The sequence below is a fragment of the Pseudomonas sp. FA117 genome (genome assembly GCF_057370475.1).
Map to the genome: position 1 here is coordinate 571,552 of NZ_CM170675.1, position 22,968 is coordinate 594,519.

The window sequence follows — 22,968 nt, forward strand, 5'->3', positions numbered from 1 at the left end:
TTTTCCCAACCTCATCAAGCGAGAACGATCATGGAGCGCACACGCTTCAAGTCACAGCTCGTCCGCAGCCTGCTGCTGGGCATCCTCGGGTGCGCGGTGCTCGCGCCGCTGACGGCTGGTGCCAAGGACTTCGATACCCTGACCTTCGTCCAGGGCTCGGACATCGACACCCTGGACCCGGCGGTCTCGCGCAGCGTGCCGTCCTACAACGTGCTCGACCACCTGTTCAACGGCCTGGTGGCCTGGCAGGGCAATGACCGCGAACAGGTGGTGGCCGACCTGGCCGAGTCCTGGACCCGTTCCGACGACGGCCGCCAATGGACCTTCACCCTGCGCAAGGGGGTGAAGTTCCACGACGGTAGCGCCTTCGACGCCGAGGCCGTGAAGTTCAACCTCGACCGCATCCGCGACGGCCAGCTCGGCTCGCCGCACCGCTCGTACTACACCGACATCGTTGCTGTCGATGTGCTGGCGCCGGACCAGGTGCGCATCACCACGGCCAACCCGTCACCGACCATGCTCGAGCTGCTGGCCAAGCCGTCGTCGATGATCAGCAGCCCGGCGGCGGTGCGCAAGTATGGGCGTGCCTACGGCCACCATCCTGTCGGCACCGGCCCTTACCGTTTCGAGCGCTGGTACCCCAACGACCACACGCTGATCGTGCGCAACCCCGAGTTCTTCGGTGTTGCCGCCAAGCCCGCGAAAATCCTGTTTCGCCCGGTGCGCGAGGACTCCTCGCGGGTGATCGAGCTGCGCACGCGCAACACCGATGTCGCCGCCGACCTGTCACCGGAAGCGGCCATCGAACTCAAGGCACTGAATACCTCCGACCTGCTGCTGGTGCCCAGCACCTTCCAGGTGTTCTTCGAGCTGAACCTCACCCGGCCGCCGTTCGACGACGTGCGCATGCGCAAGGCCGTGAGCCTGGCGATCGACCGCAATGCGCTGGTGAACAAGGTGCTGCTGGGCTACGGCAAGGTGCCGGACAGCCCTTTTCCCGAGGGAACCCAGGCACGGCGTGTGTTCCAGCCGGTCGAGCATGACCCGGTGGCGGCGCGCAAGCTGATCGAGCAGGTCTACCCCGGTGGCTATCCCGGCACGGTGGTGATGTGGACACCGGCCGGCCGCTATACCAAGGACCGCCAGGTCGCCGAAGTGGTGCAGGGCTACCTCAACGCCGTGGGCCTGAAGACCGAATTCAAGGTCTGGGAGTGGGCGACCTACCAGAAGAACCTCTACCGCCCCGACCCGGGCAAGGGCACTGGCAAGGGCTCCAACGACGCCAACATGTGGCTGCTCGGTACCGGCCTGTCCGATGCCGACATCCGCCTGCGCCGCAAGCTGGTGACGGGCGACGCGCAGAACCTCACGGGCTACAGCAACCCTGAGGTCGACCACCTGCTGCAGCTCGCTGCCCGCGAGCTGGATGAACACAAGCGCATGGCCTTCTACGGGCAGATCCAGCAGATCCTCTGGGAGAAGGACCCCAACAGCCTGCCGCTGTTCGACCAGAAGCAGATCATCGGGCTGCGCAAAGGCATGACCGGTCTCGCCGTGGATTACGAAGGGACCATCGATTTCAAGCAAGCACAACTGAATTGAGCGGTGATACGACCATGTCCAAAGCACAAGCACACGAAACCCTGCTGACCGATGCCCGCCTCAGCGCCCCGGCCGCCGAGCGCATGGTGAAATACCATGACATCCCGGCCCTGGATACCGAGATCCGGCAGTTCCACGAGTTCATCGAAGTGGACCTGGCGCACACCGTCATGCTGATCGAGCAGCAGATTCTCGAGCGACCGGTCGGGCAGTCGATCCTCGCCGAGCTGCGCAGGATCCGCGCACTGTCGGCGTCCGATTTCCCCTTCGACGTGAAGAAAGGCAGCTTCCTGCTGCAGGTCGAGTCCTACCTGTTCGCCCGCATCGGCGAAGACAACGCCGGACAGATGCACACCGGTCGCAGTCGCATCGACCAGGGCGCCACGGTCCGCAGGCTGTACGACCGCAAGCGCATCCTGGCGGTGCTCGGGCGGATCAACGACTTCCAGGCCGCGCTGATCGAGCAGGCCTCGCATCATGCCGACACCATCATGCCCGGCTACACCCACATGCAGCACGCCCAGCCCTGGGTGTTCGGCCACTACCTGCTGAGCTTCAGCACCCGCCTGCACGACAGCTTCAGCCGCCTGGCCCAGGCCTACGCCCGGGTCAACCGCAACCCGCTGGGGGCCGTCGGCCTGGCGGGCACCTCGTGGCCGCTGGACCGCAACCGCACTACCGAGTTGCTGGGCTTCGACAGCCTGGTGGAAAACTCCAAGCTCGGCCGCGAAGCCTGGTATGCAGCCGAAGCCATCGGCGCGCTGTCGTTCATCATGGCCGACCTCAACGACCTGGCCACCGACCTGCACATCTGGTCGAGCGTCGAGTTCGCCACGGTCGAGAGCGATGACAGCTACTGCGGCACCAGCAGCATCTTCCCGCAGAAGAAGAACCCCTCGGGCCTGGAAACCATCAAGAAGGCCGCGGGCGAATCGGTGACCTGGCTGAGCACGGCGCTGGCGACCTTCCGTGCCGAAGGCACGGGCGACCAGGCCATGCGTGACCTGCCGCTGATCCATCGGGCACTGGAGGTCACCGAAGGCATGCTCGACCTGTTTGCCGGCATCCTCGAGACCTTGAAGGTGCACGAGGCGCGCATGAGCGAATTGCTGTCCGGCAGCTGGTGCACCGCGAGCAACCTGGCCGATGTCATCGTCCGCGAGCGTGGCATCAGCTTCCGCCAGGTCCACCATGTGGTGGCGCGCCTGGTGCGCAACTGCCTGGCAGCGGGGGTGATACCGCAGCAGGTCACGGGCGCGGCACTGGACCAGGCCGCCGAGGAAACCATCGGCGCGCCCCTGGGCTATACCGATGCCCAGGTGCGGGATGCCCTGAACCCGCGCACCTTCGTCGAGACACGTATCTCGGTCGGCGGCGTCGGCCCGCTCGAAGTGCGCCGCCTGCTGGCAGTCGCCCAAGCGGAGCTGGAGCAGGACCGCCAGTGGGTCGCGACCCACCTGGGCAAGGTGGCCGGCGCCCGCGCCGAGCTGGACGCCGCCGTCGCGCGGATCGTCGATTGAAGGAGAGCATCCTGATGAACGAAAACCTGGTCGCTCGGGTACAGAACCTGAGCGTGGCCTTCGGCAGCGACGGCGAGGCGCCGGTGGTGCGCGACGTGTCTTTCGAGGTCGGTCGCGGGCATACCCTGGCCATCGTCGGCGAGTCGGGCTCCGGCAAGTCGGTGACCTCGATGGCGATGATGGGCCTGATCGGCCGCACCGGTGGGCGCGTGGTGTCCGGCTCGATGCACCTGCGCACGGGGGATGGGGCGGTGATCGACCTGGTCGCGGCGCCCGAGGCGCAACTGCGTCGCCTGCGCGGTTCGGCGATGTCGATGATCTTCCAGGAGCCGATGACCTCGTTGAACCCAGTGTTCAAGGTCGGTGCGCAACTGGTCGAGGCCATCACCCTGCACAAGCGCTGCAACCGCGCCACGGCCGAGGCCCAGGCGCTGCGCATGCTCGATCTGGTGCGCATCCCCGACGCCCGCCAGGTGCTGGGGCGCTTCCCCCACGAGCTGTCGGGCGGCATGCGTCAGCGGATCATGATCGCCATGTCGCTGGTGTGCGAGCCGACCCTGCTGATCGCCGACGAACCCACCACCGCGCTGGACGTCACGGTGCAGGCGCAGATCCTGCGGATCATCAAGGAGCTGCAGGACAGCCTGCGCATGGGCGTGATCTTCATCACCCACGACATGGGCGTGGTGGCCGAGGTGGCCGACGAGGTGATGGTCATGAAGCGCGGCGAAACCGTCGAGCATGGCGCTGCCCGGGAGCTGTTGCTGGCGCCACGCGAACCCTACACGCAGGCGTTGCTGGCGGCGGTGCCGAAGATCGGCTCGATGCGCGGCCGCGACCTGCCGGCCCGGTTCGACCTGATCGACGATGCGCCGCCGTCAGCTGCTGCCGAAACCCCGCACGCCCCGGACTACCAGGGCGCGCCGCTCCTCAGCGTCGAGGCGCTGTCGATCCGCTACGACCTGCGTGGCGGCATCTTCGGCAAGGTGCAGCGGCGGGTGCATGCGGTGGAATCGATCGACTTCCGGATCTACCCCGGCGAGACCCTGGCGCTGGTGGGTGAGTCGGGCTGTGGCAAGTCCACCAGTGCCCGCGCCGTGGCCGGGTTGATGCCGATCCAGGGTGGCAACATCCTGTTCGAGGGGCGCGACGTGGCGCGCTTGCCCAAGGCTGAACTGAAGGCGTTGCGCCGGGATGTCCAGATGGTCTTCCAGGACCCGTACGCCTCGCTCAATCCGCGCCTGACCATCGAGCAGAGCCTGATGGAGCCGCTGCTGGTGCATGGCATCGCCCGCGGTGAGGCCGCACGCCGCCAGGTCGCCGAACTGCTCGAGCGGGTAGGGCTGGACGCTGCGCATGCGCAGCGCTACCCCCACGAGTTTTCCGGCGGCCAGCGCCAGCGTATCTGCATCGCCCGTGCCCTGACCCTGTCGCCCAGGCTGATCATCGCCGACGAGGCAGTGTCGGCGCTGGACGTGTCGATCCAGGCGCAGGTCATCAACCTGTTGCAGGACTTGCAGAGAGAGCGCGGTATCGCCTTCCTGTTCATCTCCCACGACATGGCCGTGGTCGAGCGGGTCAGTCATCGGGTGGGGGTGATGTATCACGGCCGCATCGTCGAGATCGGCCCAAGGCGCAGCGTGTTCGAGAACCCCGCGCATGCCTACACCCAGCGTTTGCTCAGTGCGGTGCCGTCGGCAGACATGAATGTGCAGCGCCAGCCGTTCACCCTGATGAACGAGGCGGTACCCAGCCGGATTCATGAGGTGGGCTACCAGGCCAGGGGGATGGAGTACCGGGAGGTGTCACCGGGGCATTTCGTGGCGACCTCGGCGGTGGCCTGAAGGCCGCATCAACCCCACGCCTGCCGCCCCGCACTCACAGGAGGCCGAGGTGCCTTGGCGGCATCCATTGACCCTTGTCATCGCACTTTCAGGATTCTTGGCTAGTCTTAAGGCTGGCGACCTCTGTTCGTCGCCCCCGTGATATCCGAGAGACGCCGGCAACGTCCCGTGCGTCCAAACCTGATCAGGAGTGCACGATGGACCTGAACCGTCGGCAATTCTTCAAGGTCGCCGCCGTCGGCCTTGGAGGCTCGAGCCTCGCGGCGTTGGGCATGGCCCCGACCGCCGCGTTCGCCGAGCAGGTGCGCCACTTCAAGCTGGCGCACACCAAGGAAACCCGCAACACCTGCCCCTACTGCTCGGTCGGCTGCGGCCTGATCCTGTACAGCCAGGGCGATGCGGGCAAGAACGTCAAGCAGAGCATCATCCACATCGAAGGCGACGCCGATCACCCGGTCAACCGCGGCACCCTGTGCCCCAAGGGCGCCGGGTTGCTCGACTTCATCCACAGCCCCAGCCGCCTGCAGTACCCCGAGGTGCGCAAGCCGGGCAGCCAGGAGTGGGTGCGGGTCAGCTGGGACGAAGCGCTCGACCGTGTCGCCACGCTGATGAAGCAGGACCGCGATGCCAACTTCATCGAGAAGAACGCCCAGGGCCAGACGGTCAACCGCTGGCTGACCACGGGTTTCCTCGCAGCGTCGGCAGCGTCCAGCGAAGCGGGCTACCTGACGCATAAAGTCATCCGTTCACTCGGCATGCTGGGGTTCGACAACCAGGCGCGTGTCTGACACGGCCCGACGGTGGCAAGTCTTGCCCCGACGTACGGCCGTGGCGCGATGACCAATCACTGGTCTGACATCGCCAACGCAAACCTGGTGCTGGTCATGGGCGGCAACGCAGCCGAGGCCCACCCCTGCGGATTCAAATGGGTGACCGAGGCCAAGGCGCACAACAAGGCACGCCTGATCGTGGTCGATCCGCGCTTCACCCGGACCGCCTCGGTGGCCGACTACTACGCACCGATCCGTACCGGCAGCGACATCGCCTTCATGGGCGGGCTGATCAACTACCTGCTGAGCACCGACCAGATCCAGCACGAATACGTGCGCAACTACACCGACGTGTCGTTCATCGTCAAAGAGAACTACGGCTTCGAAGACGGCCTGTTCAGTGGCTACGACGCGGCCAAGCGGATCTATGCCGACAAGTCCGGCTGGGGCTACGAGCTGGGCGAGGACGGCTTCGCCAAGGTCGACCCGACGCTGCAGCACCCGCGCTGCGTATTCCAGCTGATGAAGCAGCACTACAGCCGCTACACGCCGGAAATCGCCAGCATGACCTGCGGCATGCCCCAGGACCAGATGATGAAGGTCTGGAAAGAGATCGCCACCTGCTCGGTCCCGGGCAAGACCATGACGATCCTCTACGCCCTGGGCTGGACCCAGCATTCGATCGGTGCGCAGATCATCCGCAGTGCGGCCATGGTCCAGCTGCTGCTGGGCAACGTCGGCATGCCTGGTGGCGGGGTCAACGCCCTGCGCGGGCACTCCAACATCCAGGGCCTGACCGACCTGGGGCTGCTGTCCAATTCGCTGCCCGGCTATCTGACGCTGGCCGGTGACGCCGAGCAGGACTACGCCACGTTCATCGACAAGCGGGCCTCCAAGCCGCTGCGCCCGGGCCAGCTCTCCTACTGGCAGAACTACGGCAAGTTCCACGTCAGCCTGATGAAGGCCTGGTACGGCGCCAACGCCACCGCCGAGAACAACTGGGGCTACGACTGGCTGCCCAAGCTCGATGTGGGCGCCTACGACGTGCTGCGCATGTTCGAGATGATGGGGCAGGGCAAGGTCAACGGCTACATGTGCCAGGGTTTCAACCCGATCGCCGCGCTGCCGGACAAGAACCGCGTCACTGCGGCGTTGGGCAAGCTCAAGTGGCTGGTGATCATGGACCCGCTGGCCACCGAGACATCCGAGTTCTGGCGCAATGCCGGCCCGTACAACGATGTGGATACGGCCAGTATCCAGACCGAAGTGATCCGCCTGCCCACCACCTGCTTTGCCGAGGAAGACGGCTCGCTGGTCAACAGCAGCCGTTGGCTGCAGTGGCACTGGAAGGGGGCCGACGGCCCGGGCGAGACGCGTACCGACGTGCAGATCATGAGCGAGCTGTTCCTGCGCCTGCGCCAGCGCTACCAGGCCGAAGGTGGCGCCTACCCCGATCCGATGCTCAACATCAGCTGGCCGTACAGGATTCCGGATGAGCCTTCTCCTGAAGAGCTCGCCAAGGAGATGAACGGCTGGGCGGTGAGCGACATGACCGACGCGACGGGCATGGCGCTCAAGGGTGGCCAGCAACTGTCGGGCTTCGGCCAGCTCAAGGACGACGGCAGCACCGCGTCCGGCTGCTGGATCTTCGCCGGTTGCTGGACCGAGCAGGGCAACCAGATGGCCCGGCGCGACAACAGCGACCCCTACGGCATGCATCAGGTGCAGAACTGGGCCTGGGCCTGGCCGGCCAACCGCCGCATCCTCTACAACCGCGCCTCCAGCGACCCGCAGGGCAACCCGTGGGATCCGCACAAGAAACGCCTGGTGTGGTGGAACGGCAAGGCCTGGGCCGGCACCGACGTGCCGGACTTCAAGGTCGATTCGCCGCCGGAAGCGGGGATGAACCCGTTCATCATGAACCCCGAGGGCGTGGCGCGCTTCTTCGCCATCGACAAGATGGCCGAAGGCCCGTTCCCCGAGCACTACGAGCCGTTCGAGACGCCCATCGGCATCAACCCGCTGCACCCGAACAACAAGAAGGCCACCAGCAACCCGGCTGGCCGGATCTTCGATTCGGTGTGGGACACCCTCGGCAAGCACGAGGAATTCCCCTACGCGGCGACCACCTACCGGCTGACCGAGCACTTCCACTTCTGGAGCAAGCACTGCCGCCTGAACGCGATCATCCAGCCCGAGCAGTTCGTCGAGATCGGCGAAGTGCTGGCCGGCGAGAAGGGCATCAAGGCGGGGGACCGGGTGCGGGTGTCGAGCAAGCGCGGGCACATCGAGGCGGTGGCGGTGGTGACCAAGCGGATCCGTCCGCTGCAGGTCAACAACCAGACCGTGCACCAGATCGGCATCCCGCTGCACTGGGGCTTCACCGGTTCGACCCGGCATGGCTACCTGACCAACACCCTGGTGCCGTTCCTCGGTGATGGCAACACCCAGACGCCGGAGTCCAAGTCGTTCCTCGTCAACGTGGAGAAAATCTGATGGCCCAGCAAGATATCATCGCCCGCTCGGCCACCACGACCGTACCGCCTTCGGTACGCCAGCAGGAGCAGGTCGCCAAGCTGATCGACACGACCAAGTGCATCGGCTGCAAGGCCTGCCAGGTGGCGTGCTCGGAGTGGAACGAACTGCGTGACGAGGTCGGCCACAATCACGGCACCTACGACAACCCGCAGGACCTCACCGCCGAAACCTGGACCCTGATGCGCTTCACCGAGCACGAGCGCGACGACGGCAACCTGGAGTGGCTGATCCGCAAGGACGGCTGCATGCATTGCGCCGACCCTGGCTGCCTCAAGGCCTGCCCCAGCCCTGGTGCGATCATCAAGCATGCCAACGGCATCGTCGACTTCAACCAGGACCACTGCATCGGCTGCGGCTACTGCATCACCGGCTGCCCGTTCAACATCCCGCGGATCTCGCAGAAGGACCACAAGGCCTACAAGTGCAGCCTGTGTTCCGACCGCGTGGCCGTGGGCCTGGAGCCGGCCTGCGTGAAGACCTGCCCGACCGGGGCGATCGTCTTCGGCAGCAAGGACGAGATGAAGGTGCATGCCGACGAGCGCATCGTCGACCTCAAGTCGCGCGGCTACGAGAACGCTGGCCTGTACGACCCGGACGGCGTGGGTGGCACCCACGTGATGTACGTGCTGCACCATGCCGACACGCCCAGGCTCTATGCAGGCCTGCCGGACCAGCCGGTGATCAGCCCGTTGGTCGGGCTGTGGAAAGGCATCAGCAAACCGCTGGCGCTGCTGGCCATGGGCGCAGCGGTACTGGCCGGGTTCTTCCACTACGTGCGGGTCGGGCCGCAGCGGGTCGAGGAAGACGAGCATCCCGCCCCGGCAGACAGCAGCGTGCACCAGGTGGATCCGGCTGTGCATGTCTATGACCCGGGCAAGCCCGGCGGGCAAGGGGAGCAGCGGCCATGAACGACAAAAAGCCTATCCTGCGCTACAACGCCAACGAGCGGACCAACCACTGGATTGTCGCGATCCTGTTCTTCATGGCCGGGCTGTCGGGGCTGGCGCTGTTCCATCCGGCGCTGTTCTGGCTCAGCCACCTGTTCGGCGGCGGGCCCTGGACACGCATCCTGCACCCCTTCCTCGGGGTGGCGATGTTCGTGTTCTTCCTGGGGCTGGTGATCCGCTTCTGGCGCGCCAACTTCATCACCGCCAATGACCGCCTGTGGCTGCGGCGTGTCGACCGGGTGATGCGCAACGAGGAGGAGGGCGTACCGCCGATCGGCAAGTACAACGCCGGGCAGAAGCTGTTGTTCTGGACCTTGCTCGTATGCATGCTGATCCTGCTGGTCAGTGGCGTGGTGATCTGGCGCGCCTGGTTCAGCCAGTATTTCGACATCGGTGCGATCCGCCTGGCCACCTTGTTGCACGCCCTGGCGGCGTTCGTGCTGGTGCTGAGCATCATCGTGCACATCTACGCCGGGATCTGGATCAAAGGCTCGGTCGGCGCCATGCTGCATGGCTGGGTCAGCCGCGCCTGGGCACGCAAGCATCATGAGCTGTGGTATCGCGAGGTGACCGGCGACAAGACGCCACACAACCCTGGACGCAAAGAAGGATGAGCGCTTGAGCACGATTCTCGAACCCGGGCAGATCGAAGCGTCGGCCGTGATGCCGCCGTTTCTCCATTTGCCCGCCGCCAACCTGTTCGAACTGCGCGCGGCGCGACTGGAGCAGCTTGCCCAGGGCCACGCCCTTGGCGACTACCTGAGGCTGATCGCGCGCCTGTGCCGGGTGCAGCAGCACCTGCTCGACAACCCCCCCTCAGAGGTACCGGTCGCCGAGCAGCGCCAACGCCTGTGCATCAGCCATGGCCTGCCGCCGCTGGCGGCCGACAGCCTGGTCCGCGAAGGGCCTTGGCTGGTGTGGCTGCAGGCGCTGCTGGAGCGCGTCGGAGGGGAGAACGAGGGCGCGCTGGCAGAGGCACTGCGCGTGTTGCGCGGCAGTGACGAGACCCAGCGCAAAGGCTGGGGCATCGCCCTGCTTAGCGGCCAGTACGATGCCGTGCCCGCCGCGTTGGTGCCTTTCATCGGCGCCGCCTTGCAGGCCGCCTGGGCCAGCTGGCGCCGGGCCTTGCCCAGCGACGAGCTCAAGCCCGGCAGCAGCCTTGCACAGTGCCCGTGCTGCGGCTCGCCGGCGATGGCGGGCCTGGTGCGCAACCGTGGCAAGCACAACGGGCTGCGTTACCTGGCCTGCTCGCTGTGCGCCTGCGAGTGGCATGTGGTGCGGGTCAAGTGCGTGTACTGCGAGTCGAGCAGGGACTTGCGCTACACCAGCCTGGAAGATGATCGCCATGCACCGGGCAAGGCGCCGCTGCGGGCGGAGTGCTGCCCTGGTTGCAACACCTATCTCAAGCACTGCTACCTGGAAAATGACGCGATGGGCGAGGCGCTGGCCGATGACCTGGCCAGCCTGGCACTGGATATCCGGTTGGACGAGGAGGGCTTTCATCGGCTGGCGCCGAACCTGATGCTGGCGCCGGGGGGCGGGTGAGGGTCTACACTCTCGGACCGAGTCGCCCTTTTCGCGGGCAGGTCGCAGCGGCGAACCGCCGCACCTACAGGTTGCCCATCGCCTGTAAAGGCGGCGCGGTCCTTGTAGGAGCGGGCTTGCCCGCGAAGGGGCCATTACAGACACCGGATCAACCAAGGTAGTACCGCATGTCGTCAAGCCTCGCCAATCAAGCTCCACGCCTGCCCTCCATCGACACCCTGCTGCGCCATCCCGCCTGCCAGCCCTTGCTCGACCGGCATGGTCGCGACGCCACCCTGGCCAGCCTGCGCCAGCTGCTCGACGATCTGCGCGAACCGGCCCGTCTCGGCCAGCTGAGCGCGGTCGAGCTGGCTGCTGAAATCCTGCTTGGTCGCGCCGGCGAGCGCCTGGCGATCCAGCAGCGCAGCCAGGTACGAAGGGTGTTCAACCTCACTGGCACGGTGCTGCACACCAACCTCGGCCGCGCCCTGCTGCCGGAAGAGGCGGTGCAGGCGATGCAGACCGCCGCACGCTACCCGCTCAACCTCGAATTCGACCTGGCCACCGGCAAGCGCGGCGACCGCGATGACCTGATCGAAGGCCTGATCCGCGAGCTGACCGGCGCCGAGGCGGTCACCGTGGTCAACAACAATGCCGCCGCGGTGCTGCTGGCGCTCAACAGCCTGGGCGCGCGCAAGGAAGGCATCATTTCCCGGGGCGAGCTGATCGAGATCGGCGGCGCCTTCCGCATCCCCGACATCATGGCCCGCGCCGGCGTGCGGCTGCACGAGATCGGCACCACCAACCGCACCCATGCCCGCGACTACGAGGCGGCGATCAACCCGCGCACCGGCCTGTTGATGCGCGTGCATTGCAGCAACTACAGCATCCAGGGTTTTACCACCCAGGTGCCGACCGCCGAGCTTGCGCGCATCGCCCACCAGCATGATCTGCCGCTGCTCGAAGACCTGGGCAGCGGCAGCCTGCTCGACCTGACGCGCTGGGGCCTGCCCGCCGAACCCACGGTACGCCAGGCGCTGGCCGACGGCGCCGATATCGTCACCTTCAGTGGCGACAAGCTGCTCGGCGGCCCGCAGGCGGGGATCATCGTCGGGCGCAAGGAGCTGATCGCCAGGATCAAGAAGAATCCGCTCAAGCGTGCGTTGCGGGTCGACAAGATCACCCTGGCCGCGCTCGAGGCGGTGCTGGCACTGTACCGCGACCCCGATCGCCTGGCCGAGCGCCTGCCCAGCCTGCGCCTGCTGACCCGACCGCAGGACGAGATCGCCGCCCAGGCGCAGCGCCTGGCGCCGGAACTGGCTGCGCGACTGGGCGAGCAGTGGAGGGTCACGGTCGAGCCCGCATTGGGCATGATCGGCAGCGGCAGCCAGCCGGTTGCGCGACTGCCCAGTGCGGCGCTGTGCCTGCGGCCACAGGTGTCGAAGAAGCTGCGTGGTCGCAGTCTGAGAGTGCTGGAGCGCGCGCTGCGCGAACTGCCGGTGCCGGTGCTCGGGCGCATCGACGACGACGCCCTGTGGCTCGACCTGCGCCAGCTGGACGATGAAACCCAGTGGCTGGCGCAATTGCCGGCCCTGCAGCTGGGGCCGGTGCAGTGATCGTCGGCACCGCCGGGCATATCGATCACGGCAAGACCGCGCTGCTCCTGGCCCTCACCGGCCAGGCCGGCGACCAGCGCCAGGAAGAGCGCGCCCGCGGCATGACCATCGACCTCGGCTATCGCTATGCGGCGCTGGCAGAAGGCGAGCCGCTGACCGGTTTCATCGACGTGCCCGGTCACGAGCGTTTTATCCACAACATGCTCGCTGGCGCCCATGGCATCGACCTGGTGCTGCTGGTGGTGGCCGCTGACGACGGGGTAATGCCGCAGACCCGCGAGCACCTGGCGATCATCGAACTGCTGGGCATTCCCCAGGCGCTGGTGGCGATCAGCAAGTGCGACCGGGTCGAGATGGCGCGCAGGCTGGAGGTCCAGCGTGAGGTCGATGCGCTGCTGGCGCCAGGGCGCTATGCAGGCGCCCGGCAGTTTGCGCTGTCCAGCGTGACCGGGGAAGGCGTCGAGGCACTGCGCCAGGCGTTGGTCGAGGCCCGCACGCAGGTACAGCGGCGCACGAGCCAGGGCGGCTTTCGCCTGGCCATCGATCGCGCCTTCGCGGTTTCCGGTGCCGGCGTGGTGGTGACGGGCACGGCGCTGGCCGGGCAGGTGAGCGCGGGCGACACCTTGTTGCTGGGCAAGGCTGGCAAACCGGTGCGGGTGCGCGGCCTGCATGCGCAGAACCAGGCTGCACTGGTGGCCGAGGCCGGGCAGCGGGTGGCGCTGAACATCAGCGCCGAGCGCCTGGCCGTGGAGCTGGTGCACCGTGGCGACTGGTTGGTGCCCGAGTGGCTGCATGCGCCCAGTTCGCGCGTCGATATCGAGTTGTCGTTGTTGCCGGGCGAAACGCGCACCTTCGAGCATTTCAGCGCGGTGCATGTACATCTCGGCACCCAGGACGTGACGGCGCGCGTGGCTTTGCTGGAAGGCGAGTCGTTGAAACCAGGCCAGCGCATGTTCGCCCAGTTGCTGCTCAACGCACCGTTGCAGGCCGTGCATGGCGATCGCCTGGTGCTGCGCGACCAACGCGCCCAGCGCACCCTGGGCGGTGGCCGGGTACTCGACCCCTTCGCGCCCAGCAGACAGCGCCGCAGCGAGGCGCGTCTGCGCCAGTTGCAGGTGCTGCGCGATGCCGATGATCTGGAACAGGCGCTGCCGGCCTTGCTGGCCACGGCAACCAGCGGTCTCGATCCGCAGCGCCTGGAGCGGCAGTTCAACCGCCTGCGCGACAGCTGGCAGCTGCCCGATGCGGTGCAGGTGATCGCTACTCGCCAGGGGCCGTTGCTGTTCGACCGTGAGCAATGGCAGGCGCTCAGGCAGGACGTGCTCGAGCAACTGGCGCGTTTCCATGAGCAGGAGCCCGACCAGCTCGGCCCTGACCGCGACCGCCTGCGCCGCTTCTGTGCCTTGCCGCTTGAGCGCCCGGCGTTCGTCAGCCTGCTGGACGAGCTGCTGGGCGACGGCGCCATCGCCAGCAGCGGCCCGTGGTTGCATCTGCCGGATCACAAGGTGCAGCTGAGCGAGGCCGACACCGCGCTCTGGGCGCGCCTGCAACCGCATCTGCTGAAGGGCGCTTTCGATCCGCCCTGGGTCAGGACCCTGGCCGCAGCCGAGCAGGTGGAGGAAGCGCAGGTTCGCCTGTTGATGCGCAAGCTGGCAAGACTGGGGGTGTTGCACCAGGTGGTGCGGGACTTGTTCTATCCGCAGGAGACGATTGTGCGCATGGCCGAACTGCTGCTGGGCCAGGCACAGGACACGCCAGTAGTGCAGGTGGCAGCGTTTCGCGATATGTTGGGCATCGGTCGCAAGCGCAGCGTGCAGATCCTCGAGTACTTCGATCGGCTCGGCCTCACCCGCAGGGTTGCCGAACAACGTCACATCCGCGCCGACAGCGCGCTGGCCCGGCAGCAGGCCAGGCCCTGAGTTCAAGGAAGGCAATCGCGCCCGGTGGCGCGGCCGGGCTTCAAACCCGGTTGGGGACGGCAGCCGTTCCCGGGCAGGTTCGACTCCCGCTGCCTTCCGCCATTTTCGCCAGGCCCATTCGCGGGCTTGCCCGCGAAGAGGCCATGACAGGCTGAAACCTAAGCCCGCTCCCCACACAGGTCCAATGCGAACCACCGCTCTGCGGCCTCCACATCCAACCCAGCCCCCAGCAGCGCGAACATCTTGCCCAGCGCCGCTTCACGGGTCATGCCGCCGCCACTGACCAGCCCGGTATCGCGCAGCTTGCTGCCAGCGGCGTAGGTGTCGAATACCACCGCACCTTCTGGGCACTGGCTGATCGCGACGATCATCACCCCGCGCTGACGCGCAGCGTGCAGCGCATCGAGCAGCGCCTGGTCGTCGGACGGGCCGGTGCCACTGCCGTAGCACTCCAGCAACAACCCCTGGACGCCGGCGTCGAGCAGCCCGCTCAGGTAGTCGGCGCACAGCCCCGGGAACACCGGCAGCACCGCCAGCTTCACCGGTTGGCGCACCTGGCGGTAATCCAGGTTGGCCGGGATCTGCGCAGCGTGTTCGCCTTCGCGGTGGCGTTCCATCACGGTGAAGGCATCGAAGGCTTCGCTGCGCAGCTTCGAGGCGCGGCAGCCGTGCAGCAACTGGCCGTGGAAGTACAGTTGCACGCCGTTGCCCAGGCCTGTCTCGAAATGGCGCAGGGCGCCGATCAGGTTGTCCCAGGCGTCGCTGTCCGGTGCGCCGGCCGGCAGCATCGAGCCGGTCAGCAGGACCGGAACCTGCAGGCCCAGCAGCAGGAACGACAAGGTGGCGGCGCTGTAGGCCAGGGTGTCGGTGCCATGCAGCACCAGCACGCCATCGTGGCCGTCATGTTCGACCGCCTCGACGATGGCATCGCGCATCGCCAGCCAGTTGGCCTGCTGCATGTTGGCGCTGTCGATCAGCGGGTTGAGTTCGCGCAGGGTCCATTGCAGTTGCGGCGCATCGCTGCGCTGGGCCAGGTGTTCACGCATGCGTGCATCGAAGCCGCCGGCCGGTGCCAGACCGGCAGGGGTCTGCAGCATGCCGATGGTGCCACCTGTGTAGAGAACGAGGAGATTCTTGACTGCACCCATGGAAGGATTCCGAAGCGAGTAGCGAAGGAAAGCCAGCCGCCCGCGAACGGGGCGGCTGGACAGGGCAGGGTATCAGCGCTGGTGCTGAAGTTCGCCGGCAGCTTTGTCAGCGGCTGTTTCAGCCTGAGGATTGGCTGGCCAGGCGGCGCGATCCAGGTCCAGGTCGGTGAACTTGCTGGAGTCGAATACCGGCTGCTTGATGCCGGCACGGCGCTGGGCGTCGTAGTCGCGCATCACCCGCAGGCCGACCTTGAACAGCAGGGCCAGGGCCACCAGGTTGACGAAGGCCAGGCAGGTCATGGTGATGTCGGCGAAGGCGAACACGGTCGACAGGTCCTGCATCGAACCCCACACCACCAGCGCCAGCACCAGGCCACGGAAGGCCATCAGCACGGCACGGTTGCGGCTCAGGAACTGCAGGCTGTTCTCGCCCAGGTAGTAGTTGTAGAGGATGCAGGTGAAGACGAACAGCGACAGCGCGACGCTGACGAAGATACGGCCCCAGTCACCGACCACGGCGGCCAGCGAGTTCTGCGTCAGGACGATGCCGTCGCCTTCGAAGCCTGGGGTGTAGAAGCCCGACAGCAGGATCAGCAGCGCGGTGCAGGTGCAGATCACGAAGGTGTCGAGGAACACGCTGAAGGCCTGGACCACGCCTTGGGCGCCCGGGTGTTTCACCGCAGCCACGGCCGCGACGTTCGGCGCACTGCCCAGGCCCGCTTCGTTGGCGAACACGCCACGCTTCACGCCCATGACGATGGCGCTGCCGAGCAGGCCGCCGAAGGCCGGGTCGAGGCCGAAGGCGCTCTTGAAGATGGTTTCCAGCATGGCGGGCACGTGTTCGATCTGGGTGCCGATCACGTACAGGGTCACGCCGATGTAGGCCAGGGTCTTGATCGGAACCAGCAGGTCCGACACCGCGGCGATGCGCTTGATGCCGCCGATGAAGGTTATGGCCAGCAGCACGGCCAGGACGATGCCGGTCTGGCGCGGATCGAAGGCGAAGGCGTTCTGCAGCGAGTGGGTCACGGTGTACGACTGCAGGCCGATGAAGGCGAAGCCGTAGGTGACCAGCAGCAGGACCGAGAACACGATGGCCATGCTCCTGAGCTTCAGGCCGTGCAGGATGTAGTAGGCCGGGCCGCCGCGGTACAGGCCGTCGCCGTCGGCGCGCTTGTACACCTGGGCGAGGGTACATTCGAAGAAGCTGCTGGACATGCCCACCAGTGCGGTGACCCACATCCAGAACACCGCGCCCGGGCCGCCCAGGGTCACGGCGATGCCGACACCGGCGATGTTACCTGCGCCGACGCGGCCGGCGAGGCTCAGCATCAGGGCCTGGAACGAGCTCAGCTGGCCAGCCTGGCCGCGCAGGGACTCCTTGAACACGCCGAACATGTGGGCGAAGTGACGGAACTGGACGAACCGCGACCGAATGGTGAAGTAGCTACCGAGCCCGACGATCAGGACGATGAGCAGTTTTCCTGAAAGGAAATCGTTAAGTGCTTCGAGCATTGGAAAATGACCTCGATTCTTATTCTTCGTGTGGAGTGACCAGCGCTGCGACGGACGCGCGCTATCGTTGGCGCGCATGGTTGGTCATGACACCTGTGGTTACAATTTCGCGGGTTGCTCTGTTTTGGTGCGACTTGATGCTAGAATTGCGGCACTCGCATCATCTGGAACACCGTTCATGGCCGATTTTCTAGCCGCCAACCTCAAGCTTGCCTGCAGCCACTACCGCTCTATTTCGGAGGTTTGCCGACAGCTGTCGATCAATCGTGCGCAATTCAACAAATACCTGAGCGGCCAGAGCCAGCCGACGACCTACAACCTCAAGCGCATCGGCGACTTCTTCGGCGTGGAAGATTACGAGTTGAACCTGCCGCCGGAGCAGTTCGCCCGCCTGATCGGCGCACGCAATCCGTCGGAGCAGCCGGGAGCGCAGAGCGATCCGGTCAGCGAGCTGTTCAAGCCGTTGCACGCCCACGCCGGCAATCTGTCGCGCTATTGCGGCTACTACTTCGAGTATTCCAACTGCATGTCGGTGCCCGGCGCCATCCTGGTGTCGCTGGTGCACCTGTGGGAGGAACGCGGCAGCTTCCTGTTCGAGCGCCAGGAGCGCCAGGAACGCAGCAGCGCCGGCAGCCAGCATGCCGAGGTGCGTTGTCGTTACCTGGGGGCAGCCTTCCAGCTGCAGGATCGGGTATTCCTGATCGACTACGAGTCGCTGACCCTCAACGAGATGAGCCAGACCGTGCTCATCCCCAGCTTCAAGAGCCGCATCACCCGGCTCAACGGTCTCAAGACCGGGGTTTCCAGCGGCGACCGGCGTAACCCTGCGTGCACCCGGGTAGTGTGGGAATTCCTCGGCGAGGAGATCAACCGCATCAATGCCTATCGCCAGGTGAAGCTCTATCGCCCGGACGACCCGCGCATCGACGACGACATCCGCGACCGGCTCGGCGCCGGGGCGATCAGCAACGGCCTGTTCGAGATCGAGTAGGGATTTCGGCTCTGCAGCGCTGCAACTTGCCCGCGAAAGGCACGCCGCGATTTCGAACCTGTCACCCCTGGTCGAGAATGAACGCCGCCACCGTATCAGCCACCTGGTCGGCAATCTGCGGTGCATCTCGCAGGTGCGCGGCGATGCCATGGTCGCAGTCGGTCAGCAGAAGGCACTCCACGTGCGGCGCCGGTACCGAGCGCAGCAGGGCGTGGGTGACTTCCTCGGGAATCGGGCTGTAGCGCTGCACGCCGCGCAACAGTCGGGTGCCGGCCGAGGTACCGGGGCCTTGCCCATGAACCTGCGAGTTGAGCCCGTCGTATTCGCCGATCATCAGCAGCACTCGGCCCTGGAACTGGCGCAGGAAGGCGTAGCTGTCGCAATCGAGAAAGGCATAGGGCTTGCGGATCGCTGCAGTGAAGGCGGGGCCGAACGGCGCCTCATGCGCGGCATCGGGGTAGACCGCCGGGCAGATCAGCACCAGCTTGTCGATGGCGGGCAGCCGTGCGGCCAGCTTCAACGCGATGGCGCCGCCCAGACTGTGGCCGACCAGGGTACGGCAGCGATCGGCAATATGCTGGTGGAAGCGCTGGGCTTCCTGTAGGTTGATCGCCAGTGTCGGTGCGCTGGCGCCGGGCTCGCTCGCCTTGCTGTGGCCGGACAGGTTGCCGGTCAACGAGCCGATGCCCTGGCGTTGCAGGCGATAGAGCAACGGATTGAGGCGGGTGAAGTCCGAGCGCGCACCGCCAACCACGAACAGTGGCGGTGCCTGCTCGCTGTCGGGCAACAGCAGGCGTGCCTGCTGTTGATAACCGTCGAAGGCTTCAACGATGAAGCCTTCGGTGCCCGGCGCGGGTTCGTTGTATTGCCAGCTGCCGCGTTGCTCGGAGGTGCTCGCGAAATCCATGGCGCTCCTAGAGGAACTGATGTTGCAACCATTCACCGAGCGGGTTGCCTGCGCCAAGCAGCAGCTTGAGGGCCATGATGCAGCACACGCAGACCAGCAACGGCTTGATCAGCCTGGGTCCGAAGCGTACCGCGCAGCGCGCGCCAAGTTGCGCACCGATGAACGCGGCACAGGCCATCGCCAGGGCCAGGGGCCAGATGATCGCCCCGCTCAGCGAGAATACCGAGAGGGCGCCCAGGTTGCACGCGGCGTTGAGCAGCTTGCTGTTGCACACTGCGCGCAGCAGGTGCTGGCCGAGCAGGATCACGCAGGCGAGCATGAAGAACGAGCCCACGCCGGGGCCGAACACGCCGTCATAGAAACCGATCAGCGGAGCGGCAGTCAGGCAGAACACGGCATTGGAGATCTTTGCCTTGCGCTCGTGCTCGTCGGGCTTGGGGCTGAAGGCGAAGTACGCCGCCACCAGGATCAGCAGCACCGGGACGCAGGCCTGCAGAAACGCCTTGGGCACCAGGCTCACCGACAACGCACCGAGGGCGCCGCCGGTGAAGGCCATGGCGGCCATGGGCAAGCCACGCCGCCAGTCGATCATGCCCTTGCGGGCGAAGGCAACGGTGGCCGACACCGTCGCCGAAGCCGCCTGGAACTTGTTGGTGGCGATCGCCGCCAACGGATCGATGCCGGCGACGAACAGCACCGGCAGGGTGATCAGCCCGCCGCCACCGGCGATGGCGTCGAAAAAGCCGGCCATCAGCGCTACCGACGCCAGGGTCAGCAGCAGGGAGACATCGATTTCCATCATTGCAGCACGTTCCTTTTAGTCAGCCGCGTACCAGCAGCGGATCCTGGGTGATCACCCGCGGCTGGGCGAAAGGCGAGTAGCCGAACAGCCGCACCAGCAGGCGGCGGTTGTCGCGCACGATGTCGCGGCCGTGCAGGGCGCGGTTGTTGTTGATCACCAGGGCGGTGTCCGGCTGCAGCACGAAGGGCAGCGGCTGCACCTGGGCGACACGCTGCTGGAAGGCGTCGAACGCCTGCGCCGCCAGGTCGCTGGCCTGGTCGTTGAGGGAGAAGCGGTAAGAGTTGTAGCGCAGGGAGAAGCCGCCGTTGGCATCGAACTGCAGCATGGCGGTGGCCTGTTCCGGTTCGCCACTGCCAGCGACGAAGCAGTCGCTGCGGGTGAAGTCGAACGAGGCAGAGGTCAGCGCCAGGGCATGCAGGCTGCCCAGGCCTTCGATGACCTCGCGCATGGGAATGACGTGGGTCGGCTCGTTCGCCGGGTTCCAGCGCGCGCTGAGCACCAGCGCCGATGGGGCCGGGGAGTGGTCGTCGCGGGCGATCACCGAGCAATTGTAGGGCGCCTCGGTATGCGGGCCCAGGCGCAGGCCGGCGTGCGAGCTGAGCTCCACCCGGGTGTCGCGGGTTTCCTCCGGGCGCATCTGGCTGCCGCCGCCCTTGAAGTTGCCGACCAGTCGCACCTGCTTGCCTTCGTTGTCGATGTCGAAAGCGAACGCACGGTAGCGCACCAGCTCCAGCAGGATCTGGTTGCGCGACGCCAGGTAGAGGCAGCGGGCATCCTGCTCCAGGCCTTGCAGGTCCGGCAGGTATTCGGGGACAGGGTCGTCGTCGGGGCAGGTCATGCCGCGATACATCAGCGCCGACAGGCTGCCTTCGGCGAATCGGCGCACTGTTGCCTGTTGCGCGCTATCGAGCGACTCGGCCAGCGCCTGGGCGCTCGACCGTGCCTTGCCAGCGGCCCCGAAGACCTCCGGGCCGCCCAGTTCGGCGAGTGATTGGCTGGCGGTGCACAGCGCCAGGGCCTGGCCCTGGGTAAATTCCAGGTACGCGACTTCGGAATCCTGCATGGGAAACCTTCCTTGTTATTGTTGTGTTGGCGTTCCGTGCCGGCCGACAGCTGGAATGGGTTGGCCTGACTGCGGTGAATACAGTCCGTAGTGGCCAACTGCCGCGCAGTATCGGGCAGTTTCCAGGGGCGCAAAAGAGGGGGCGGAAAATTTCACAGCCGTGAAGCATTGTGAAGATCGAGGCAGTTGCGCCATGGTGGTTCCCCTGGTGATCGGCGCTTACACGGGGCTGCCACGCCCCGGCCCCTGCTATTAGTTCAGGTTTTTCGTCTGTCGTGGTGCCGGACCGGTGTTATGTGAGTGACAGAGAAATCTTCCATGCCTATTGGAAATTTCTTACACAAAGTCGGTGAAGCCCCAAGGGTTGGACTTCCCCAGGCGGAAACCGCAAAATGGCTTCTTTCCTTAATCGATCTGAGCGGACCTGCTGACTCTATGCGTATGCGCCTGATGCTGTTGGGTGGTGGCAATGCCCTCGGGCAAGCGCTGATTCGTCTGGGGGCCGAGGAAGACATCGCGTTCCTGGCTCCGCGCCCGCCGGAAGATGGCTGGGATCCGGCCAGCCTCACCCAGCTGCTCGACGATCACCGCCCCGATGCCCTGGTCAACCTGGCCTACTACTTCGACTGGTTCCAGGCCGAGTCGGTCAGCGAACAGCGCCTGGCCCTGCAGGAGCGCGCCGTCGAGCGCCTGGCCGAATTGTGTCAGCACCACGAGATCACCTTGGTCCAGCCATCGAGCTACCGGGTGTTCGATGGCTCCCGGGCCACGTCCTACAGCGAGAAGGACGAACCGGTGCCCCTGGGGCTGCGAGGCCAGGCACTCTGGCGTATCGAGCAGAGCGTGCGGGCGGCTTGCCCGCAGCATGTGCTGCTGCGCTTCGGCTGGGTGCTGGATGAAAGCCCCGATGGCGCGCTCGGGCGCTTCCTGACCCGCGCCGAGCAACCCCAGGAGCTGCTGCTGGCCGATGACCGGCGTGGCAATCCGACGCCGGTGGACGATGCCGCCAGGGTAATCCTTTCGGTGCTCAAGCAGCTGGACTGCGAGGCGCCACTGTGGGGCACCTACCACTACGCCGGCAACGAGGCGACCACGCCGCTGGCGCTTGGGCAGGCTATCCTTGCCGAGGCGGCGCAATGGCACAAGCTGGCCGTGCAGGCCCCGACCGCGCAGGCCCATGCCGCCCGGCCGGATGCCAGCGAGGAACCGCAGCACGCGGTGCTGGCCTGCAAGAAGATCCTTCACACTTTCGGTATCAAGCCCCGCGCCTGGCGCGCGGGCTTGCCACCCCTACTGGACCGGTTCTATCGTCATGGCTGATGCCCCCATCCTTATTACCGGCGGCGCTGGTTTCATCGGCTCGCACCTGTGCGATGCACTGCTGGCCCAGGGCTATGCGGTGCGCATTCTCGATGACCTGTCCACCGGCAAGCGCAGCAACCTGCAGGTCGACCACCCGCGCCTGCAACTGATCGAAGGCGATGTCGCCGATGCCGCGCTGGTCAGTCGCGCCGCCGAAGGCTGCGCCGCAGTGGTGCACCTGGCAGCGGTGGCGTCGGTGCAGGCCTCGGTGGACGATCCGGTAAAGACCCACCAGAGCAACTTCATCGGCACCCTGAACGTCTGCGAGGCGATGCGCGTCAACGGCATACGCCGGGTGCTGTTCGCCTCGAGCGCGGCGGTGTACGGCAACAACGGCGAGGGTCAGTCGATCACCGAAGACACGCCCAAGGCGCCCTTGACGCCCTACGCCGTGGACAAACTGGCCGGCGAGCAGTACCTGGACTTCTACCGCCGCCAGCATGGCCTGGAGCCGGTGGTGTTCCGTTTCTTCAACATCTTCGGGCCGCGCCAGGATCCTTCCTCGCCGTACTCGGGGGTGATCAGCATCTTCTGCGAACGCGCGACCAAAGGCCTGCCGATCACCGTGTTCGGCGATGGCGAACAGACCCGCGACTTCCTTTATGTCGGCGATCTGGTGCAAGTGATGGTGCAGGCGCTGGAGCAGCCGCAGGTGGAAGAGGGCGCGGTGAACATCGGCCTGAACCAGGCCACATCGTTGAATCAGTTGCTCGGGGCATTGAAGCAGGTGGTCGGCAGCCTGCCGGCGATCAGCTACGGACCGGCGCGCTCGGGTGACATCCGTCACTCACGGGCGGACAACCAGCGGCTGATGGCGCGTTTTGCGTTTCCTCAGGCGACGCCGATGGCTGAGGGTTTGGCGCGGTTGTTGGGTAAAGGCTGACGAGCGCGCAGGCCCCA

17 protein-coding genes and 1 tRNA gene are annotated in these 22,968 nt (G+C 66.2%); 13 read left to right on the plus strand and 5 right to left on the minus strand.

Features of this window, described 5'->3' with window-relative positions; translation table 11 throughout:
• Positions 1 to 30: 30 nt before the first annotated feature.
• From AC1TXO_RS02725 to AC1TXO_RS02770, 10 genes are all read left to right on the plus strand, one after another.
• On the plus strand, positions 31 to 1,602 hold the full coding sequence (locus AC1TXO_RS02725) for an ABC transporter substrate-binding protein (protein WP_486404928.1): 1,572 nt from the start codon (positions 31 to 33) through the stop codon (positions 1,600 to 1,602).
• A 14-nt stretch (positions 1,603 to 1,616) separates the two neighbouring features.
• The gene (gene argH / locus AC1TXO_RS02730; protein WP_486404929.1) at positions 1,617 to 3,122 is read left to right on the plus strand and encodes an argininosuccinate lyase; all 1,506 of its coding nucleotides are present in this window, start codon (positions 1,617 to 1,619) and stop codon (positions 3,120 to 3,122) included.
• 14 nt (positions 3,123 to 3,136) lie between these two features.
• The gene (locus AC1TXO_RS02735) at positions 3,137 to 4,966 is read left to right on the plus strand and encodes an ABC transporter ATP-binding protein (protein ID WP_486404930.1); all 1,830 of its coding nucleotides are present in this window, start codon (positions 3,137 to 3,139) and stop codon (positions 4,964 to 4,966) included.
• Positions 4,967 to 5,163: 197 nt separating this feature from the next.
• Entirely contained in the window at positions 5,164 to 8,232 is a 3,069-nt protein-coding gene (gene fdnG / locus AC1TXO_RS02740) for a formate dehydrogenase-N subunit alpha (protein WP_486404931.1), read from the plus strand.
• A complete protein-coding gene (gene fdxH, locus AC1TXO_RS02745; RefSeq protein WP_486404932.1) occupies positions 8,232 to 9,182 on the plus strand; it encodes a formate dehydrogenase subunit beta in 951 nt (316 codons plus the stop codon). Before fdnG ends, fdxH begins: the two co-directional genes overlap by 1 nt.
• A complete protein-coding gene (locus AC1TXO_RS02750) occupies positions 9,179 to 9,835 on the plus strand; it encodes a formate dehydrogenase subunit gamma (RefSeq protein WP_486404933.1) in 657 nt (218 codons plus the stop codon). The genes fdxH and AC1TXO_RS02750 overlap by 4 nt, the downstream gene beginning before the upstream one ends.
• 4 nt (positions 9,836 to 9,839) lie before the next feature.
• Positions 9,840 to 10,766 (plus strand): formate dehydrogenase accessory protein FdhE, encoded by a 927-nt coding sequence (gene fdhE / locus AC1TXO_RS02755; RefSeq protein WP_486404934.1) that lies wholly within the window; start codon positions 9,840 to 9,842, stop codon positions 10,764 to 10,766.
• Between the two features lie 167 nt (positions 10,767 to 10,933).
• Positions 10,934 to 12,361, plus strand: a complete 1,428-nt coding sequence (gene selA, locus AC1TXO_RS02760; RefSeq protein WP_486404935.1) for an L-seryl-tRNA(Sec) selenium transferase — start codon at positions 10,934 to 10,936, stop codon at positions 12,359 to 12,361.
• Positions 12,358 to 14,280, plus strand: a complete 1,923-nt coding sequence (selB, locus tag AC1TXO_RS02765) for a selenocysteine-specific translation elongation factor (RefSeq protein WP_486406777.1) — start codon at positions 12,358 to 12,360, stop codon at positions 14,278 to 14,280. Before selA ends, selB begins: the two co-directional genes overlap by 4 nt.
• Positions 14,281 to 14,286: 6 nt before the next feature.
• Positions 14,287 to 14,382 (plus strand) — tRNA-Sec (locus tag AC1TXO_RS02770).
• A 56-nt stretch (positions 14,383 to 14,438) separates the two neighbouring features.
• Here the strand turns inward: AC1TXO_RS02770 and AC1TXO_RS02775 are convergent.
• Both AC1TXO_RS02775 and AC1TXO_RS02780 read right to left on the minus strand, forming a co-directional pair.
• Positions 14,439 to 15,428 (minus strand): asparaginase, encoded by a 990-nt coding sequence (locus AC1TXO_RS02775; RefSeq protein ID WP_486404936.1) that lies wholly within the window; start codon positions 15,426 to 15,428, stop codon positions 14,439 to 14,441.
• A gap of 72 nt (positions 15,429 to 15,500) precedes the next feature.
• The gene (locus AC1TXO_RS02780) at positions 15,501 to 16,943 is read right to left on the minus strand and encodes an alanine/glycine:cation symporter family protein (RefSeq protein WP_486404937.1); all 1,443 of its coding nucleotides are present in this window, start codon (positions 16,941 to 16,943) and stop codon (positions 15,501 to 15,503) included.
• Positions 16,944 to 17,121: 178 nt separating this feature from the next.
• On the opposite strand from AC1TXO_RS02780, the gene AC1TXO_RS02785 reads away from it, so the two are divergent.
• Positions 17,122 to 17,934, plus strand: coding sequence for a helix-turn-helix domain-containing protein (locus AC1TXO_RS02785; RefSeq protein ID WP_486404938.1), 813 nt, complete (start codon positions 17,122 to 17,124; stop codon positions 17,932 to 17,934).
• A 61-nt stretch (positions 17,935 to 17,995) separates the two neighbouring features.
• Here the strand turns inward: AC1TXO_RS02785 and AC1TXO_RS02790 are convergent, their stop codons facing one another.
• The 3 genes from AC1TXO_RS02790 to AC1TXO_RS02800 are packed head-to-tail and all read right to left on the minus strand — an operon-like array spanning position 17,996 to position 20,706.
• Positions 17,996 to 18,841, minus strand: coding sequence for an alpha/beta hydrolase (locus AC1TXO_RS02790; RefSeq protein ID WP_486404939.1), 846 nt, complete (start codon positions 18,839 to 18,841; stop codon positions 17,996 to 17,998).
• A gap of 7 nt (positions 18,842 to 18,848) precedes the next feature.
• Positions 18,849 to 19,643 (minus strand): TSUP family transporter, encoded by a 795-nt coding sequence (locus tag AC1TXO_RS02795; protein ID WP_486404940.1) that lies wholly within the window; start codon positions 19,641 to 19,643, stop codon positions 18,849 to 18,851.
• Between the two features lie 19 nt (positions 19,644 to 19,662).
• Entirely contained in the window at positions 19,663 to 20,706 is a 1,044-nt protein-coding gene (locus AC1TXO_RS02800; RefSeq protein WP_486404941.1) for a Fe(II)-2OG oxygenase family protein, read from the minus strand.
• A gap of 435 nt (positions 20,707 to 21,141) precedes the next feature.
• On the opposite strand from AC1TXO_RS02800, the gene AC1TXO_RS02805 reads away from it, so the two are divergent.
• Complete coding sequence (locus tag AC1TXO_RS02805; RefSeq protein ID WP_486404942.1) at positions 21,142 to 22,026, plus strand: sugar nucleotide-binding protein; 885 nt, start codon at positions 21,142 to 21,144, stop codon at positions 22,024 to 22,026.
• Positions 22,019 to 22,951 carry an NAD-dependent epimerase/dehydratase family protein gene (locus AC1TXO_RS02810; RefSeq protein WP_486404943.1) on the plus strand — a complete coding sequence of 311 codons (933 nt, stop codon included), beginning with the start codon at positions 22,019 to 22,021 and terminating at the stop codon, positions 22,949 to 22,951. The genes AC1TXO_RS02805 and AC1TXO_RS02810 overlap by 8 nt, the downstream gene beginning before the upstream one ends.
• Positions 22,952 to 22,968 lie beyond the last annotated feature (17 nt).